The sequence below is a fragment of the Duganella flavida genome (assembly GCF_009857445.1).
GTDB classification, from domain to species: domain Bacteria; phylum Pseudomonadota; class Gammaproteobacteria; order Burkholderiales; family Burkholderiaceae_D; genus Rugamonas; species Rugamonas flavida.
In genome coordinates, this window is record NZ_WWCN01000002.1 from 235,001 (window position 1) to 252,392 (window position 17,392).

At 61.8% G+C, this 17,392-nt stretch carries 14 protein-coding genes; 2 read left to right on the plus strand and 12 right to left on the minus strand.

The window, feature by feature from the left end:
* Positions 1-21 precede the first annotated feature (21 nt).
* Together GTP46_RS03445 and GTP46_RS03450 are read right to left on the minus strand one after the other, a co-directional pair.
* A complete protein-coding gene (locus tag GTP46_RS03445; RefSeq protein WP_161005221.1) occupies positions 22-2,748 on the minus strand; it encodes a TonB-dependent receptor plug domain-containing protein in 2,727 nt (908 codons plus the stop codon).
* Positions 2,749-2,957: 209 nt separating this feature from the next.
* The gene (locus tag GTP46_RS03450; RefSeq protein ID WP_161005222.1) at positions 2,958-3,656 is read right to left on the minus strand and encodes a FadR/GntR family transcriptional regulator; all 699 of its coding nucleotides are present in this window, start codon (positions 3,654-3,656) and stop codon (positions 2,958-2,960) included.
* A 282-nt stretch (positions 3,657-3,938) separates the two neighbouring features.
* On the opposite strand from GTP46_RS03450, the gene garD reads away from it, so the two are divergent.
* Both garD and GTP46_RS03460 read left to right on the plus strand, forming a co-directional pair.
* A complete protein-coding gene (gene garD, locus GTP46_RS03455) occupies positions 3,939-5,501 on the plus strand; it encodes a galactarate dehydratase (RefSeq protein ID WP_161005223.1) in 1,563 nt (520 codons plus the stop codon).
* Positions 5,502-5,523: 22 nt separating this feature from the next.
* Positions 5,524-6,330, plus strand: a complete 807-nt coding sequence (locus GTP46_RS03460) for an NAD-dependent epimerase/dehydratase family protein (protein ID WP_161005224.1) — start codon at positions 5,524-5,526, stop codon at positions 6,328-6,330.
* Here GTP46_RS03460 and GTP46_RS03465 read toward each other — a convergent pair.
* The 10 genes from GTP46_RS03465 to GTP46_RS03510 form a co-directional block, all read right to left on the minus strand.
* Positions 6,318-8,678 (minus strand): CPBP family intramembrane glutamic endopeptidase, encoded by a 2,361-nt coding sequence (locus GTP46_RS03465; RefSeq protein ID WP_161005225.1) that lies wholly within the window; start codon positions 8,676-8,678, stop codon positions 6,318-6,320. The genes GTP46_RS03460 and GTP46_RS03465 overlap by 13 nt on opposite strands.
* The gene (locus tag GTP46_RS03470) at positions 8,675-9,415 is read right to left on the minus strand and encodes an ABC transporter ATP-binding protein (RefSeq protein WP_161005226.1); all 741 of its coding nucleotides are present in this window, start codon (positions 9,413-9,415) and stop codon (positions 8,675-8,677) included. Before GTP46_RS03470 ends, GTP46_RS03465 begins: the two co-directional genes overlap by 4 nt.
* A 58-nt stretch (positions 9,416-9,473) precedes the next feature.
* Positions 9,474-10,151 (minus strand): signal peptidase I, encoded by a 678-nt coding sequence (gene lepB, locus GTP46_RS03475; RefSeq protein WP_161005227.1) that lies wholly within the window; start codon positions 10,149-10,151, stop codon positions 9,474-9,476.
* Positions 10,152-10,211: 60 nt separating this feature from the next.
* Positions 10,212-11,942 (minus strand): gamma-glutamyltransferase, encoded by a 1,731-nt coding sequence (gene ggt, locus GTP46_RS03480; RefSeq protein ID WP_161005228.1) that lies wholly within the window; start codon positions 11,940-11,942, stop codon positions 10,212-10,214.
* Positions 11,943-11,953: 11 nt separating this feature from the next.
* Positions 11,954-12,451 carry a hypothetical protein gene (locus tag GTP46_RS03485; protein ID WP_161005229.1) on the minus strand — a complete coding sequence of 166 codons (498 nt, stop codon included), beginning with the start codon at positions 12,449-12,451 and terminating at the stop codon, positions 11,954-11,956.
* Between the two features lie 152 nt (positions 12,452-12,603).
* Positions 12,604-13,491, minus strand: a complete 888-nt coding sequence (gene rpoH / locus GTP46_RS03490; RefSeq protein WP_371869543.1) for an RNA polymerase sigma factor RpoH — start codon at positions 13,489-13,491, stop codon at positions 12,604-12,606.
* A 243-nt stretch (positions 13,492-13,734) separates the two neighbouring features.
* A complete protein-coding gene (ftsX, locus tag GTP46_RS03495) occupies positions 13,735-14,655 on the minus strand; it encodes a permease-like cell division protein FtsX (protein WP_161005230.1) in 921 nt (306 codons plus the stop codon).
* Entirely contained in the window at positions 14,652-15,308 is a 657-nt protein-coding gene (locus tag GTP46_RS03500; RefSeq protein ID WP_161005231.1) for a cell division ATP-binding protein FtsE, read from the minus strand. The genes ftsX and GTP46_RS03500 overlap by 4 nt, the downstream gene beginning before the upstream one ends.
* Positions 15,309-15,318: 10 nt before the next feature.
* The gene (ftsY, locus tag GTP46_RS03505; RefSeq protein WP_161005232.1) at positions 15,319-16,359 is read right to left on the minus strand and encodes a signal recognition particle-docking protein FtsY; all 1,041 of its coding nucleotides are present in this window, start codon (positions 16,357-16,359) and stop codon (positions 15,319-15,321) included.
* 70 nt (positions 16,360-16,429) lie between these two features.
* Positions 16,430-17,344 carry a MerR family transcriptional regulator gene (locus GTP46_RS03510; RefSeq protein WP_371869544.1) on the minus strand — a complete coding sequence of 305 codons (915 nt, stop codon included), beginning with the start codon at positions 17,342-17,344 and terminating at the stop codon, positions 16,430-16,432.
* Positions 17,345-17,392: the final 48 nt, after the last annotated feature.

The window sequence follows — 17,392 nt, forward strand, 5'->3', positions numbered from 1 at the left end:
CGCCCATAGTCAGGCAGGGGATTAGAACGTGTAGGTTGCGCGTACGTTGTAAGCGCGGCCGATCGGGCTAGCTGCGCTGCTCAGGTAACCGTAGGTGTACAAGCTGCTGTTGGTTGCTGGCGGCGCGGCGTTGAGCAGGTTCGTGATACCAGCGGTCAGCTGGATATTCTGGAAGCCGTTATACGTCGTCGTCCAGTTCCAGGCCTTGTACGAATTGATGTTGCGCCAGTACTGCTTGGCCACCAGATTCTGGTCGGTGTACTTGGAGTTGTAGTTCTGGGTCAGCTGCATATTCCAGTTGCCCTTGGCCCAGTTGATCTTCGCCGTGTGCTTCCAGCGATAGGTGATGATCGGGAAGCTGGAAGTGGTGCCGTTGCTGGCCAAACCGAACTGGCCGATGTTCGATGCGAACGGGCTGCCGTTATACAGCTGGTTGTCGAACTGGGTCAGGTAGGTACCGTCGATCGACACCTTGAAGTCGCCGTACTTGGACGAACGTGGGAACGCATACGAAGCCGATACGTCCACACCAGCTGCCTTCTGGCCGCCCAGGTTCATGGTGGTGTTATTGATGTAGGCGATGGTACCGTCGGCGTTACGCACGAAGTACGATGCATACTTCACTGGATCGAGGAAGTAGACCTGCTCTGGCAAGTTGGCCAGCATGTTGGTCATCTTGATGTTCCAGTAGTCCAGCGACACCATGGCGTCCTTCACCGGTTCCATCACCACACCCAGGGTGTAGCCCTTGGATTTTTCCGGCGTCAGGTTGGCGTTGGAGCCAGTCTGTTTTGGCAGCGTGGTGTTGCAGACGGTCGATGCCACATAGCCTGGCAGCGCGGTACCGGTGCCGGCTACGCCTGGCGTACCACCAGGGCACAGTACCGGATCGTCCCACTTGGCGGCGGTGGTGGTGGTGGCGCCCGGCAGGCGGTAGCCGTAACGGTCGAACAGGGTCGGTGCGCGGAAGCCAGTGTTGGCCGAGCCGCGGAACATCAGCGCCTTGGTGGCTTCGTAGCGGAAGCTGATCTTAGGATTGATGGTGTTACCGAAGTCGCTGAAATGGTCGTCACGCACGGCGGCGTTCAGTTCCAGTTTCTTGGTGATCGGCGCGTTGATCTCCGCGAACAGCGCGGCGACGTTACGCTGGCCTTCGCCGTGCGATGCACTGGAGTTGGCGTAGGTGACTTCACCGCTGATCGGCAGCTTGGTATCTTCGGTGGTATCGCGGTGGAAGTCTGCGCCCAGCGCCAGTGCCAGCGAACCGCCTTCCAGTTCCATCAGCGCGCGGCTGGCGGTAACGTCAACACCGGTGAAGGTCGACTTCGAGGTACGGTTCTTGGCGCCGTCCACGCTGATCGATTGCAGGTAAGCCTTGCCGTCCGCGTCTTGCAGGCCGAATGGATTCAGCTTGCCGCTTTTCAGGCCGTCCAGCAGGCCCTGGCCTTTGACGTAGCCGGAGTAGTAGTAGTTATCGCGGTTCGAAACACCGACCACCAGGCCAGCCTTGTAATCCCAGCCTGCCAGCGTGCCTTCATCGCTGATGGCGACGCGCTGGTTCAGCTGCACGTCCTTGGTGGTAGCGATGCCCAGGTCAGCCACGGCCCAGGTCACGGTCAGTGGGGCGCCGTTCAGGCCTGCCACGGCAGGTACACCGCCGCTGGCGCCCGGATACCATTTGCTGGTCGAAGGCAGAATGGCGTTGACGCCGCTGACTGCCACCGCATTGGTCGGGTTCTTGGTGCCGAGGATGAATTCCTCGCCGCGCGAGTAGTCGATGGTGACGACGTGGTCTTCGCTGATTTTCTTCGCGCCGCGGGCGTAGAAGGTGACCTGCTGGTTGGCATACAGCGCGGTGCCGTAGGTATTGTTATCGAGTACGCAGGTGCCTTTCTGGCCGCTGATCGAGTATGGCGCCAGGCAGCCAGTGGTGCCGTATGGGTTCTGCGCGGTTTTGTTGGTCGGCGTAGTGAAGTTGGCTGGGGTGGCGTTGCCGCCGGTGCCCAGCGTCGGTGCGCGGCCAAGGCCGGTCAGGATGTCGGCGGAGCTCAGGTAAGCGCGGTCCGATTGTGCCAGGCGGGTACGCTGGTGCGCGTCAACGGTGGCGTAGAAGCTCCAGCCGTCGCGTTCCAGGTTGCCCTTGCCCCAGGTGGCGCTCAGGCGCTGTTCGTCGCCGCCGCCTTTTTTCTCAGGCTGCACGGCTTGCGCGGTGATCGATGCGCCTTCGAAGGAAGTCTTGGTGATGAAGTTGACCACGCCGCCGATAGCGTCGGAGCCGTAGATCGAGGATGCACCGTCGCGCAGGATTTCAACGCGGGCGATGGCGCTCATTGGAATCACGTCCAGGTTGGCGTAGCCGTCGGCGATAGCTTCATTGGCGAGACGGCGGCCGTTCAACAGCACCAGCGTGCGGTTCACACCGAGGCCGCGCAGGTTGATATTGGTGCCCGAGCCGGCGTTCGACGGCGCCAGCGATGCCGATTGCGGCAGCGCCATCATGACGTCGGCGAGAGTGGTAATGCCTTGCTTGACCAGGTCTTCGGCCTTGATGCTGGTAACTGGCAGCGATGCTTCGCTGGCGACGCGCTTGATGCTGGAGCCGGTCACTTCGACGCGGGTCATGTTGGCATCGTCACCGCCGGTTTGCGCGGCTGCTTGGTTGGCCAGCGTCAGCACGGCCAGGCTAATGGCGGACAGCAGCAGGCGTGGTTGTGCGGAACGGTTCTGGACCGGGTGCTCGGACTTCATGGTGTTGTCTCCTTCGTCTCTTGAATAAAGTTATACGCAGCGCTGGAAAGCGCCTGCGTGAGTGGAGCACCTCGCGTACTCCGTGCCGCTGTGACGAGGGCCGCTGCGCTGCGTGGTGCAGGTGGGCCGAGGTCGAGCCGGTCGATAACTTGATTACTTTATTGTCGCGGCCGACATCGAGGCCGGACCTGCGCTACTACAGGTACTGCTTATCCGCGCGAGAAAGTGCGGGTCACGCGTTCCAGGTGGGCGCGCATGGCTTTGCGCGCCGCTGCCGGATCGTGGGCGGCAATCGCCTCCAGGATGCGGCGGTGATCTTTCAGCGTTTCCTGACGCAGTTCTTCGGTCTGGAAGTGTTCTTTGAGCTTGTGCCACAGGCGCCCGCGCTGGTCCCACAGGTAGTTCAGCGATCCCACCAGCGCGCTGTTGCCGGTGGCGCGCGCGATGGCGAGGTGGAAGTTGCGATCGGAGTGTTCGTTGCTGGAGTAATCCGAGTGGTGCTTCTCCATCTCGACCACTGCTTGCAGGATGGCGTCGATGGCGCTGTCGGTGGCGACACGCGCGGCGATGGCGGCGATCTCCGATTCGATCAGGCGGCGCGCGGACAGCACTTCAAAAGGACCAGGGCCGGCTTCCGGCAGGGCGGCCGCTTCCGGCAGCTCGCTGACGTAGACGCCGGAGCCACCGCGCACTTCGATCACACCACCGAGTTCCAGCGCGATCAGTGCTTCGCGCAGCGAGGCGCGGCTGACACTCAGCTTGGTGGCCAGGTCGCGCTCGGACGGCAGACGCTCGCCGGCGGCGATGTTCTCGTTGCGGATCAATTCCTGGATGCGGTCGGCCACAACGCGGTACAAGCGCGGTTCGTGGGCGTTGCTATCGGCAGGAAGTGCAGTCTTTTTCAACATTGTTGTCTCGTTAATTCTTGTGTGGCTTATCGGATTGCCATCTGGTCAGGCCATTCTAAGGTGGTCAGACCAAATGCGCAATGTGGACTAGCCAAATTAATTTTTAAATGGCATACTGAATTCATGGAGGAGCCGTCTATACCCTGTGGCTACAAGGCTTAAGCCCTTGAAAACATGCGGGTTTCAGACTGTGGCGCGCAGGCCACAAAACTGGATTGGCCGGCCAATGACAGAAGTGGTCAGACCACTTTACGAGACCAAAAAACAACGTAGGAACGCCAGATGACCACCACGCCGAGCGCAAATACCCCGCGCTACATCCTCATGCACGACAACGACAACGTCGCAATTGTCGTCAACGACGGCGGCCTGCCGGCCGGCGCTGTTTTCCCGAATGGTTTGACGCTGCTGGAAGCGGTCCCGCAAGGCCACAAGGTGGCACTGCGTGATTTGGGCAAAGGCGATACGGTGATCCGCTACAACGTCACCATCGGCTTTGCGGCCAAGGACCTGCCGGCTGGTAGCTGGCTGGCCGAGCACAATGTCGAGATGCCGCCCGCGCGCGAACTCGATGGCCTGCCGATTGCCACCGTCAAACCGCCGCCGATGGAGGCGCTGGAGGGCTACACCTTCCAGGGCTTCCGCAATCCGGACGGCAGCGTCGGCACGCGTAATATCCTGGCGATTACCAGCACCGTGCAATGCGTATCGGGCGTGGTGGATTTCGCGGTACAGCGCATCAAGGCGGAGCTGCTGCCGAAGTATCCCAACGTCGACGACGTGGTGGGACTGGAGCACACCTACGGCTGCGGCGTGGCGATTGACGCGCCGGGCGCCAACATCCCGATTCGTACCATCCGCAATATCGCGCTGAATCCTAATTTCGGCGGACAGGCAATGGTGGTCAGCCTCGGTTGCGAGAAGCTACAGCCTACGCGCTTGTTCCCGAAAGGCTCGATCCCGATCCAGAACGCAGGCGGCGCCGATCCTGGGCTGGTATGTTTGCAGGACGCGCATCACGTAGGCTTTATGTCGATGATTGAGTCGATCATGAAGCAGGCCGAGACCAATCTGGCAGAACTGAACAAGCGCCAGCGCGAAACCGTGCCGGCATCGGAGCTGGTAGTGGGGGTGCAGTGCGGCGGCAGCGATGCCTTCTCCGGCGTGACCGCCAATCCGGCAGTGGGCTTTGCCACCGACCTGCTGGTGCGCGCCGGCGCGACCGTGATGTTCTCGGAAGTGACCGAAGTCCGCGACGGCATCGACCAACTGACATCGCGTGCCACCACGCCGGAAGTGGCTGAAGCCATGATCCGCGAGATGGAATGGTACGACAATTACCTCAAGCGCGGCGGCGTAGACCGCAGCGCCAATACCACGCCCGGCAACAAGAAGGGCGGCTTGTCCAACATCGTCGAGAAAGCGATGGGATCGATCGTCAAGTCGGGCAGCTCGCCGATTTCCGGCGTGCTGTCGCCGGGCGAGAAGCTGACGCAGAAAGGCCTGATCTACGCTGCCACGCCGGCCAGCGATTTCATTTGCGGCACGCTGCAAGTGGCGGCTGGTATGAACTTGCACATCTTCACCACGGGACGCGGCACGCCTTACGGCCTGGCCGAAGTGCCGGTGATTAAAGTCGCCACGCGTAACGACCTGGCCAATCGCTGGCACGACCTGATGGACATCAACGCCGGCCGCATCGCCAGCGGTGACGCGACGATTGCGGAAGTGGGCTGGGAGATGTTCCAGCTGCTGCTGGACGTGGCCAGCGGCCGCGAGACCTACGCCGAAAAATGGAAGCTGCATAACGCACTGGTGCTGTTCAACCCGGCCCCAGTGACCTGATAAAAAAACAAGCGAGACAAACATGGCAAAACCATTCAAACGATTGCTGCTGACCGGCGCTGCCGGCGGCCTGGGTAAGATCCTGCGCGAACGCATCAAGCCTTGGGCGGATGTGGTGGTGCTGTCCGATATCGCCGACATGGGCGTGGCGGGCGAAGGCGAAGAAATCGTGCAGTGTGACCTGGCCGACAAAGCCGCCGTGATGCAGCTGATGGAAGGCGTGGAAGCGGTGCTGCACTTCGGCGGCATCTCGACCGAGAACACTTTCGAGAACATCATGCAGGCGAATATCCTGGGCACGGCGAATCTGTACGAGGCCGCGCACAAGCAGGGCGTCAAGCGCATCATCTTCGCCAGTTCGAATCACACCGTGGGCTTCTACCGCAATACCGACTATATCGACGCTACTGCGCCGACGCGTCCTGATTCGTTCTACGGCGTGAGCAAATGCTTCGGCGAGCAGTTGGCCAGCTACTACTGGGATCGCGTTGGCTTGGAGACCGTGTGCCTGCGCATCGGCTCCTCGTTCCCCGAGCCGGTTGATCGCCGCATGATGGTCACGTGGCTGAGCTACGACGATCTGGTGGAAGCGCTGCATCGCTCGCTGTTTGCAACGCGTGTTGGCTTCAGCATCCTGTTCGGCATGTCGAACAACGACGTGGCGTGGTGGGATAACAGCAAGGCATCGCACATCGGCTACAAGCCGAAGGACAGCTCATCGCAATTCGACGCCAAGTTCCCGGACAGCGGCGAGTACCCAGCACAAAACGCCTCCGTGACCTACCACGGCGGCGGCTTCGCGCTGGCCGAGATCCGCTACAAGGACTGACTAAACTGCCAGCCTAGAATGGTGGCGTTGTACACCGCGTGAACCAGCATGGGCGCCAGCAGGGTTTTGCTGCGTTCATAGGTCCATGCGGTGCATAGGCCCAGCACGAATACGGGCAGGATCGATATCGGTGGATGTACCACCGCGAAGATCGCAGCGCTCATCGCCATTGCTGGTAACGCCGGCATTGAGCGACGCAGGCCGCCGTAGATCAGGCCACGGAAAATAAATTCTTCGCACAGCGGCGCTGCCAGCACGGCCAGTGCCAGTATCCAGCCGCGCGAGCTGCTAATCGCTGCCTTCTGCACTTCCTCCCACAGCGCGGTGTGCTGGATGGCCATCATGTAGGCCACGCCAGCGCTACACGCTACGGTGGCTGCGATGGCCGCGCTGCGCAGCGACACCTTCATATCCATACCGCGCACGATGGCCGGCACGCCGGCTGCCTTGCTGCGCCAGTAGACCAGTCGCATCAAACCATACACGGTCACTCCGGAGGCGCCAAAGGCGATGGCGACGGCTTGCATATCCAGTTCGTCTGCAAACAGCAACACCAGGCCTTGCAAGATGAAGAAGGCGGTAGCGGCGATGAGGCCATCGGCGGTGGAGACGCGTGGCGGTGGCGCAGCAGCAGGATCGAGCAGATAGGGCAACGAGTCGCGCGCCTTCTGCCACAAGGCCAGCGCCATCGATGCCGTCAGCACCATCACCACTAGTTTTTGCGACCACACTTTGCTGTAGATCGACCAGGTGTAGAAGCTGGCCAGCAGCATGTACAAATAAACGTAGGTTGGCCGCACGCGTGTGCGCACGTCCACTGCTTGCGGATCACAGGCGAATACGCCCAGCGAGACGGCGATCATGGAGTAGATCGGTATGCCGGCGGCCACGGTCAGCACCAGCACCAGCATGCTCCAGTCGAATTGCGTGGTGTACCACGCGCAGACGCTTAACACTACAGCGGGATAGAGCATGGTCAGCGTGCCCCAAAGCTGCGCCTTTTCCTTCAACACGCTTTCGACGGAGCGCGGCACGGTGTACAGCAGCCACAGGACATGGCCTTCGTTGTTCAGCGTCTGGAAAGCCGACAGCATCAACACGTAGACGCCGAGGCCAAACGCAATCGCAGCCGCCAGCGTGTGGTGTTCGCCCAGTTCGGAGAGGCTATTCAGCTTGCCGTTGAAGACCATCTGGCTGCCGATGATAATTACCGGCAGCAGCAAGGTCTGGAACATGAAGTTGCGGTCGCGGCTCAGCAGGCGCAGTTCGCGGCGCTTGATGGGCGACAGGCCCTCCGCCAGCCAGGCGCGCCAACCACGCAGGCCATGCGGAGCGGTCGTTAGCGAGGCGGCAGTTTGCGGCATCCGGCGCACGCTTTCGCGCGAACCCGAGTTGACCACGCCGTGGCGCAGCTGGTGTCGCAGCAGCGTCATGCCGGCCCACATCAGCACCACGACTTCGGCCAGCAGCAGCGCGGCGCGGGCGATGAACTGTGCGACGTCTTGTGCTTGTATCGTTTGCAGCACCAGGCCCGGTGGCGTCCAACCCGCCCATGCCGGAAACGCACGCGCGCCATCCATTACAAAGCCGTTCGCCTGCGGCATGCCAAGCGCCATGACGAAGTAGATCAGCGGAAGATTCAGCAAACCAGCCACCGCCTGCAGGTTGCGCAGCTGCGAAGCGGGAAGCCACATCCGCAGGCCGGTGTCGAGCAGCGTGTAGAGCATCGCGGCCAGCGGCTGCAGCACGAGGGCCGCCAGCAAAGCTACCAGCAGTGCAGTCCAAGTGTGGCCCGAATGCCAGGCGATGACGCCGAGGGCCGGCATGAGCGCGAACCAGCCTATCATGTTGCTGGCGCTGCGTTCCAGCACGCGCCCCCAGAGCAGCGTGCCGCGTTCGACCGGCATGGTCACCAGCCATTCAAGATCCCAGTCCGGCTGGGCCATCTCCTTATTCCCAAGCGGCATAATCACGGCGATCAGGAACAGGGCGGTGAGCTCCATCGTCAGCCCGTTCAGCAGCGGCGCTGCAAACGGCGCGGCGGCTAGCTCCTTGACTGCGATGTGCTGGTTGTTGTGCTGGTCGCCATCTTTGTCGACGTAGACGCATGCGCTAGCCGGATCGAGGTGGCACTGCATATTGAGCAGCACATTGACTGACATGGTGGTGAACGAGAACGCCATCAGCAGCGTCATTAGCGCAGTCAGTATCCACAGGTTGCTGCGCTTGCCCGCATTGCCGTCGCGAGGTTTTTTCTTCTTGAAGCGGAACAGGTTATTGAAGAACATATTGCGCTGGCGTGTGAGGCGCATGCGCGTCATCAGCCAGATGGTGTGGACCGCGCTCATTGCGCAGTCTCTTCGGCGGCTTCGTCGGTGATCTTCAGGAACACGTCTTCCAGCGAGCCGCTGGCCGAGGCTTCGGCGCGGATTTCATCGAGCGTGCCGGTGGCCACCAGCTGGCCGTGGTGGATGATGCCAACGCGATCGCACAGCTTTTCCGCCATGTCCAGCAAGTGGGTGGAGACGAAGATGGTGACGCCGCGCGCCGCCGCCGCCAGCAAGCGTTCCTGCACATCGCGCGAGGCGCGCGGATCGAGGCCGTTGATCGGTTCATCGAGGATCAGCACTTTGGGATCATGAATCAGCGCGCAGGCCAGGCCGAGGCGCTTCTTCATACCGAGCGAGTAGTTGACGGCGTAGTCTTCGCCGGCTTCCTGCAGACCGAATTCCGCCAGCAGGCGCGTGCTGCGCTCGGCCGCTTCAGCGCGTGAAAAGCCATGCATCTCGCCGACGAATTGCAGGATCTCCCGGCCGCGCAGGTAGTCGTAGAAGATGGGCGTGTCGGGCAAGTAGCCGACGCGGCGTTTTACTTCGGCGGGATCGGCGTGGCAATCAAGGCCATCGATCAGCACATGGCCGCCGCTCGGTACCAATATGCCCATCATCATGCGGATGGTGGTGGTCTTGCCGGCGCCGTTGGGGCCGAGGAAGCCAAACACTTCGCCGCGTTGCACGGTCAGCGACAGCGGCTTGACGGCATTGAAGCTGCCGTAGACTTTGGACAGGCTTTGGAACTCAATCATGATGGCACCGGAAATATTATGAATTTACTATTCCATCATAACACTGCCGGTGCGGGATTTACTGCTTGGGATAGAGACTCATGCCAAAGCGTTCGGTACGCGGCATCCAGTTGCCCTTGATGTCGGCCGAGGCCAGCACGCGTTCGGCGCGGCCGATCAGCAGGGCGCGTGGTACCAGGCCGATGTAGCGCGAGTCTTCGCTGTTGTCGCGGTTATCGCCCAGCATCATGTACTGGCCGGACGGCACTACCACTGCGTCGAAATCGCGGCGCGCCTTTACCTGCGGGAGAAACTGGATAGCGTGACTGTGCTGGCCCAGCGATTCGTCGACGCGCACGGCTGCCAGATCGCCCACGCCCTTGATGTTTTCGAGGCTATGGCTAATGGTGTTGTAAGCGGCCGGCTGGCCGTTGATGATGAGCTGCTCGTTGTGCATTTCGACGCGGTCGCCGGGCAGGGCGATCACGCGCTTGATCAGACGCGTGCCGTTGACGGGCGAGGAGAAAGTGACGATGTCGCCACGCTGTGGTTCGCCGGTCGGGCTGATGACGATGTCGGTCAGCGGTACTTTGACGTTGTAGGCGAGGCGGTTGACGAACACCACGTCGCCCTCCAGCAGGTTGGGATGCATGGAGGCCGACGGAATCGGATTCCAGTCGGCGACCGCAGTGCGGAAAATACCGAACAGCGCCAGGAACAGCAAAAAGCCCTTGTTGGCACGTACCCAGTTTTTCATGTTTTTCTCCCGTTATGAGTTTTGGTGCACTCATAATGTGAGCATATTCTTAACTCGGGCTTAGTGCGCGCTTTTTTGCACACGCGCGCTGCCGACGCCGTGGCGATGGCCTTCGCTGACTGCGGTCACCGTGCCGTCCGGATTGAACACCAGCGCGTTGGCGGCGCCGATTTCTTCCGGCGTCTTGCTCCAGTGCTGGCCGGCTTTCTCCAGCGCTTGCGCTTGCGCGCTGCCGGTGAAATTCGGCTCCACATCAGTCGCCATGCCGTTACGTTCGGACAGGCGCGGCGCATTCACTGCATCCGGCATCGACATGCCAAGATCGACGTAGTTGAAGATCGTTTGCAGCACGGTGGTGATGATAGTCGCGCCGCCTGGACTGCCGATCGAGAACGCTGGCTTGCCATCCTTGAAGGCGATGGTCGGCGACATGCTGCTGCGTGGACGCTTGCCCGCTTCTGGCACGTTGGGCGCTGGGCCGGAGAAGTCAAAGTCGGTCATCTCGTTATTCAGCAGGAAGCCGTAACCCGGCACCACGATGCCGCTGCCGCCCCACGCTTCAATCGTGTAGGTGTAGGAGACGATGTTGCCGTCCTTGTCGGACACAGTGAGGTGGGTGGTGTGCGCGCCTTCCGCAATCAGCTTGTTGGCGTTGGGGCGCAGCGGCACGCTCATATCGTTCTGGAACGGATACGGATCGCCGGCTGGTGCTTGCGCGCTGGCTTGTGTGGGATTGATCAACTCACGGCGGCGCGCGGCGTAGTCTTTATTGAGCAGACCCGCTACCGGCGCATCGACAAATTCCGGATCGGCGAGGTAGGCATTGCGGTCGGCGAAGGCGAGGCGGCTGGCTTCCAGGTACAGGTGCTCGGCCTTCGCGCGCGGTAGCGATTTGAGATCGTAGCCTTCCAGGATATTGAGCGCTTCGGCCACGGCGACGCCGCCGCTGCTAGGTAAAGGCATACCGTATAAATCATATCCACGATAAGTGCTGTGCACCGGCTGGCGCAGGCGCGCTTCGTAGTTGGACAGATCGGCCAGCGTGATGCTGCCGCTGTTGCTGTTGACCGCATCGACAATTGCGCGCGCCATCTTGCCGCTGTAGAAGGCTTTCACGCCGCCGCTAGCCAGTTCGCGGTAAGCCTTGGCGAGGTCCGGATTACGCAGCGTGGTTCCGGCCGGAATGGCTTTACCGTTGCGCAGGTAGAGCGCAGCGGTGGCGGGGAATAGCGCGAACTTGGTTTCGTTATCTTGTACCAGATGCGAGAAGGTGTCGTTGACCTTGAAGCCTTTGCTGGCCACATCGATGGCCGGCGCCAGCACCTGCTTGAACGACATCGAACCGTAGCGGTCCAGTGCCTCATGCCAGCCGCGCACCGTACCCGGCACGCCGACCGAGCGGCCGCTGGCGACCACGGTGTCGAAGTCCATCTCCTTGCCGTCTTTCAGGAACACGGTTGGCGTGAAACTGGCCGGCGCGGTTTCGCGGTGGTCGATGGTAATCACGCGCTTGTCCTTGGCCAGATAAATCACCATGAAACCGCCACCACCAATGCCGCAGCTGAACGGATCGGTCACGCCCAGCGTGGCTGCCGCTGCGACAGCTGCATCGACCGCGTTACCACCTTGGTTGAGGATGGCAATGGCCGCCAGCGAAGCTTGCTCGCTGATGGTGGCAACCGCGCCGCCGGTGCCAGTAGCTACTGGGGTCTTGGCGGCGGCAGGCAGGGCCAGGGAGAGAATGATGGAGGAAACGAGAACGGTGCGGGCGGGACGGAGAAGAGTGGTCATGTGGGCAAGGTTCAAGGTGAGTTAATGTTGCTCACCTTTAAGCTTACCTGATAATCTGGCGTGGTTTCATCTTTTGCAGGGACTTGCGACGGCGTGAAACCAGCGAGCGCGAAGTTCAGTCCATCGCGCGTGAGACTGGCTGTGCCGTTGGGCATATTGTCTGACAGGACGAAGCTGCTGGTACTGCCATCTGGTTGCAGCAGCGTGTAACTGAAGCTAATGTAGCCAGCCCAGACGCATACCGCACCGGTGCGGCAGCGGCTGTCGTTGACGCGGTCCAGCCGCACCACCGGCGCTATGTGAGCCACACTGGCGTTGCCGCCGGCCGAAGCGGTAGCGGCGGGCACGATGGTGGCGCTGCCGCCTTGTTGCAGCACGTAGGTCTGGCTGAATGGTGTGGGCGGCACGGCGCGCTGCACGTCGCCGGCGCTGCCGCAAGCGTGCAGCGCGGCCATGACGGCCACCAGCATTGGCAGCACGACGAGCTGCCGCAAGATAGGTTTTTTCATCTGATACTCCTGCATCCTTTGTAGGCAAGCTTAACAAAAATGCCATAACGGCGGCGCACGAACGGCACGCCGTCAGCGCCATATCAAAGGACGCGCAAAAAAAATGCCGCTCGGCGCTGAGGCCGGCGGCATTCCGGGGAGAGCGGGGGAATTTACACGTAGGCAGCCAGCGCGCCCTTCATTTTTTTCAGCGCAGCCACTTCGATCTGGCGGATGCGCTCGGCCGATACGCCGAACTCTTCAGCCAATTGGTGCAGCGTGGCGCCCGAGCCGTCGTCGTTGGCCAGCCAGCGCGATTCGATAATACGGCGCGAGCGGGCGTCCAGCTTGCCCAGTGCTTCTTCCAGGCCTTCCGACTGCAGGCGGGTTACCTGTTCGGCTTCCAGCACGCGGGTTGGTTCGGTGGCGTCGGACGACAGGTAGGCGATAGGCGCGAACTTGTCATCTTCATCATCGGTCGGCGATTCCAGCGCGATGTCACGGCCGCTCAGGCGGGTTTCCATCTCGATCACTTCTTCGCGCTTGACGTCCAGCGTCTTGGCCAGCTGGTCGATCTGGGCCGGCGTCATCGCATCCAGGCCTTGCTTGTGGCTGCGCAGGTTGAAGAACAGCTTGCGCTGGGCCTTGGTGGTGGCCACTTTGACCAGGCGCCAGTTCTTCAGGATGTACTCGTGCATCTCGGCCTTGATCCAGTGCATGGCGTAGGACACCAGGCGCACACCCTGATCCGGGTCGAAACGTTTCACCGCCTTCATCAGGCCGATATTGCCTTCCTGGATCAGGTCGCCGTGCGGCAGGCCGTAGCCGAGGTAGCCGCGCGCGATCGACACCACCAGGCGCAGGTGCGACATCACCAGACGCTCAGCGGCGGCCAGGTCGTTTTGTTCTTTCAGGCTCTTGCCCAGGGAAATTTCTTCTTCGTGCGTCAGCATCGGCAGGCGATTAACGGCCGAAATGTAAGCATCCAGGTTGCCCAGGTTGCCACTGAACCCGAGTCCCAGAGCACTGTTGTTTGCAGGTACCACGGACATCATAGTCATTTTCGTTTCCTTCGCTTGAGATTGCTTTTGAGCACTAACGTACTCTGTCGAACATATATTAGCACTCTCTGTCGATGAGTGCCAATCGTCCGAAATCTATGACCTTCATAGCAAAAATGCTATGGGGCCTTCTGTTGTATTTAGGATGCTTGATGGAGCTTAGGGCTGGCTTAACGCTAAAAATCATCGTAGGCCGGGCAGATGCGCCGTTCCGTACGAGGACGCACGGAACGGGCGAGGGACTTAGTTCAGGCGCGCGGTATGGCGTTTGACCGACAGGCGGGCGCCAATCAGGCCGAGGCCGGCCGACAGGGCCAGCAGGGCGGCGACGGCCAGCGGTGGCAGCGGCGCCAGCTGGAATTCCGAGGCGTACAACTTTGCAAATTCGGCAATCGCGGTGTTCAGTGGGCGCAGGGCCAGCGTTACCGCACCCAGGGCCACGCCGCCGGCGCACACACCGAGCAGGGCGCCGGTGTAGTAGAACGGGCGGTGGATGAAGCTGTCGGTTGCGCCGATCAGTTTGGACACCAGGATTTCCTCGCGCTGGGTCAGCACTTGCAGGCGGATGGTGTTGAAGATCACCGCCACCACCACCGTGCCCAGGGTCGCCGCCAGCAGCAGCAAGGCCAGGCGCAGCACGTTGAGCAGGGCGGCCAGGCGTTTCACCCATGCCGAATCGACCTGCACGGTATCGACACCGGGCAGCTGGCGGATCTGCTCGGCCAGCGCGTCGACGTCGCCGCCGGCCTGGGCGTTGCGGAAGGCGTCCAGCTTCAGCACGTAGCTATCCGGCAGCGGGTTGTCGCCCAGCGTGGCCAGCACGTCGGCCAGGCCGTTCTTGTCTTTCAGGTTCTCCAGCGCTTTTTCGCGCGGCGTGAAGATGATTTTGGCTTGCTTGTCTTTGACCGCCTGGCGCAGCGACACGGCCAGCCCTTCGGCTTGCTCGCGCGGGGTGTCGAGTTTCAGGAATATGCTGATCTCCGGATCGACCGACAGCGATTCCGACATCGGGCGCACGTTGTCGAGCAGGGTCACGCCCATGAAGGGCAGGGCCAGCGCAATCGCCACCACCAGGATGTTGAACAGAAAGCCGCCCGGCGAGCGGCGCAGGTGCACCAGTGCGGCGGCTAGCGCGTAGCGGTGTTGACGGAACCAGTAAGTCATGCCGCCACCTCCAGCTGGCCTTGCTTAAGTTGGATCACGCGCGCAGCGGAGTCCAGCATCTGTTCATCGTGGCTGGAAATCAAACAAGTGACGCCGACCGAGTTGAAAGCCTTCAGCGCATCTAGCACCTTGTTGGCGCTGGCGCGGTCGAGGTTGGCGGTCGGTTCGTCGGCCAGAATGACTTGCGGGCGGTTGACGATGGCGCGCGCGATCGACACCCGTTGCTGCTCGCCGCCGGACAGGGCCAGCGGCTGGGCGTCGGCGCGGTTGCCGAGGCCGACCTTGTCAAGCGCGGCGCGCGCGCGCTGTTCGGCCTGGCCGTGCGAGGCGCCGGTCACCAGCAGCGGCAGCATCACATTGGCCAGCACGCTGCGGTCGGTCAGCAAGCGCTGCTGCTGGAAGATCAGGCCGAGATTGCGGCGCAGGAAGGGCACTGCCACCGGTTTGATGCGGCTGATGTCCTGGCCGTTGACGATCACCTGCCCGGCGCTCGGGCGCTCCATGGCAGCGATCATTTTCATCAGGGTGGATTTGCCGGCGCCGGAGGGGCCGGCCAGGAAAACCAGTTCGCCTTTATTTACTGTGAATGACACGTCGCGCAGCGCCGTCACATCGGAAGAGTATTGTTTAGAGACGTTCCGGAATTCGATCATAGAGGTCTGATTATCCAAGCAGTGCTTCTACAAATTCGGCAGCCACAAACGGCTGCAGGTCTTCAATCTTTTCGCCGACGCCGATGAAGTACACCGGTACCGGACGCACACGCGCAATCGCCGCCAGCACGCCGCCCTTGGCGGTGCCGTCCAGCTTGGTGATGACGAGGCCGGTCAGCTTGAGGGCATCGTCGAAGGCCTTCACCTGCGCCAGCGCATTTTGCCCGGTATTGCCGTCGATAACCAGCAGAGTTTCGTGCGGTGCGCCTTCCATGCCCTTGCCGATCACACGCTGGACTTTTTTCAGTTCTTCCATCAGGTGCAGCTGGGTCGGCAGGCGGCCGGCGGTGTCGATCATGACCACGTCCACGCCCTTGGCTTTGCCGGACTGCACGGCGTCGAACGAGACGGCGGCCGGGTCGCCCGAGGCTTGCGAAATCACAGTGATGTTGTTGCGCTGGCCCCAGACCATCAGCTGCTCGCGGGCGGCGGCGCGGAAGGTGTCGCCGGCGGCCAGCAGCACGGACTGGCCGTGGGTCTGCATATGCTTGGCCAGCTTGCCGATGGTGGTGGTCTTGCCGGCGCCGTTGACGCCGGAGATCATCATCACGGTCGGGGTGTGGCGGCCCAGTTCGAACGGGTGTTCGAGCGGGGTCAGCAATTCGATTAGCAGCTGTTTCAGCGCGGCTTTGACGGCGGCGGCGTCCAGTAGCTTGTCTTCCTTGACCTTGCGCTTGAGCTCGGCGAGCAGGTATTCGGTGGCGTCCACGCCGGCGTCGGCCATCAGCAGGGCGGCTTCCAGTTCATCGTACAGGTCGTCGTCGATCTTGGCGCCGACGAACAGGATGGACAGGTTGTTGGAGGTCTTGGACAGGCCGGCCTTCAGGCGCGACATCCACGATTGCTTCTGAGCTGGCTCTTCAATTGGCAGCAGGTCAGGCAGATCGGGAACGGCGGCAGGCGCGGCAGAAGGGGGGGCAGAAGCCGGGGCGACGACAGGCGCCGCAGGCGCTTCGGGAGCGACAGGTTTTTTCTTGAAGAAGCTGAACATGGATATGTATTTGGGGTGCTGGCCAGCACGAAGTAGGGCTATTTTACCAGAGCGCCGTGGCGCCCAGCGCTTAGCCGGCCGACAAGCTTGCGTTGCGCGTGCGCCATTCGCCGATTGCACCGGCTAAATCGGCCAGTTCAAATACCCGCACAAACGCTTGGCGGCGACGCTTGAGCGCGGCATTGCTGCCGCCGGCCCACAGCTCGGCGCTGCCGCCCAGCCGGTTGCGCAGCTCGGCCAGCCCATCGAGCGCCTGGCGCGGATTCATGGCCACCGAGAACGACAACGCAATCACATCCACCCGCTGCGCGCGCGCCGCCTCGACGATATCGAGCAGTGGCGTCTGCACGCCCAGCGAAATGCACTGCGCGCCTTCGGCCACGCACATGGCCTCGGCCATCAGCAGGCCCAGCCCGTGACGCTCTTGCGGCAAGGTGGTCAGCAAGATGCGCGGCGTGCCCACATTGCTGGCGTTCGCTTGCGGCATGGCGAAAATCGCGCTGCGCATCACCACCGTCAGCGACTCGGTATATAAGTGTTCTTCAAACGTGGCCAGTTGGCCGCTGGCCCAGGCTTCGCCAATCAGGGTGGTCAGCGGCGCCACCAGTTCGATCACGAAACTCTTCAGGCCCATCATCAGCAGCGCCTGCGACAGCTTGCGGCGCAGCGCTTCCATTTGATGGCTCTTGCATAAATCGAGGTAGCTTTGCAGCTCGGGCGCAGGCTGGCCTGGATTCTTGCCGGTGGCTTTGCCGGTCAGCGCCTGCAATTCGTCGGCGCTGAACTGGATCACTTTGCCGGGCCGGAAGCCGAGGTCGATCAGGCGCTTGACCAGCCGCAGCTTGTGCACCTGCTCGAGCGGATACACGCGTTCGCCATTGGGATCGCGCAAGGGCTGCGGGAAGTCGTAACGGCGTTCCCACACGCGCAAGGTTTCCTTGGCCACGCCGGTGTCGCGTTCGACGTCGCTGATGGTGCTCGGCACAAGTTGTGAGGGAACTATATTAGTCATTGGGTATTTGGCGACTGCAGG

Excerpts from the sequence above, each read along its gene's own strand:
- ftsX (WP_161005230.1), bottom strand. The coding sequence starts at position 14,655 with ATGACTTACTGGTTCCGTCAACACCGCTACGCGCTAGCCGCCGCACTG.
- GTP46_RS03485 (WP_161005229.1), bottom strand. The coding sequence starts at position 12,451 with ATGAAAAAACCTATCTTGCGGCAGCTCGTCGTGCTGCCAATGCTGGTG.
- lepB (WP_161005227.1), bottom strand. The coding sequence starts at position 10,151 with ATGAAAAACTGGGTACGTGCCAACAAGGGCTTTTTGCTGTTCCTGGCG.
- ftsY (WP_161005232.1), bottom strand. The coding sequence starts at position 16,359 with ATGTTCAGCTTCTTCAAGAAAAAACCTGTCGCTCCCGAAGCGCCTGCG.
- GTP46_RS03465 (WP_161005225.1), bottom strand. The coding sequence starts at position 8,678 with ATGAGCGCGGTCCACACCATCTGGCTGATGACGCGCATGCGCCTCACA.
- rpoH (WP_371869543.1), bottom strand. The coding sequence starts at position 13,491 with ATGACTATGATGTCCGTGGTACCTGCAAACAACAGTGCTCTGGGACTC.
- GTP46_RS03470 (WP_161005226.1), bottom strand. The coding sequence starts at position 9,415 with ATGATTGAGTTCCAAAGCCTGTCCAAAGTCTACGGCAGCTTCAATGCC.
- GTP46_RS03445 (WP_161005221.1), bottom strand. The coding sequence starts at position 2,748 with ATGAAGTCCGAGCACCCGGTCCAGAACCGTTCCGCACAACCACGCCTG.
- GTP46_RS03460 (WP_161005224.1), top strand. The coding sequence starts at position 5,524 with ATGGCAAAACCATTCAAACGATTGCTGCTGACCGGCGCTGCCGGCGGC.
- ggt (WP_161005228.1), bottom strand. The coding sequence starts at position 11,942 with ATGACCACTCTTCTCCGTCCCGCCCGCACCGTTCTCGTTTCCTCCATC.
- GTP46_RS03450 (WP_161005222.1), bottom strand. The coding sequence starts at position 3,656 with ATGTTGAAAAAGACTGCACTTCCTGCCGATAGCAACGCCCACGAACCG.
- garD (WP_161005223.1), top strand. The coding sequence starts at position 3,939 with ATGACCACCACGCCGAGCGCAAATACCCCGCGCTACATCCTCATGCAC.
- GTP46_RS03500 (WP_161005231.1), bottom strand. The coding sequence starts at position 15,308 with ATGATCGAATTCCGGAACGTCTCTAAACAATACTCTTCCGATGTGACG.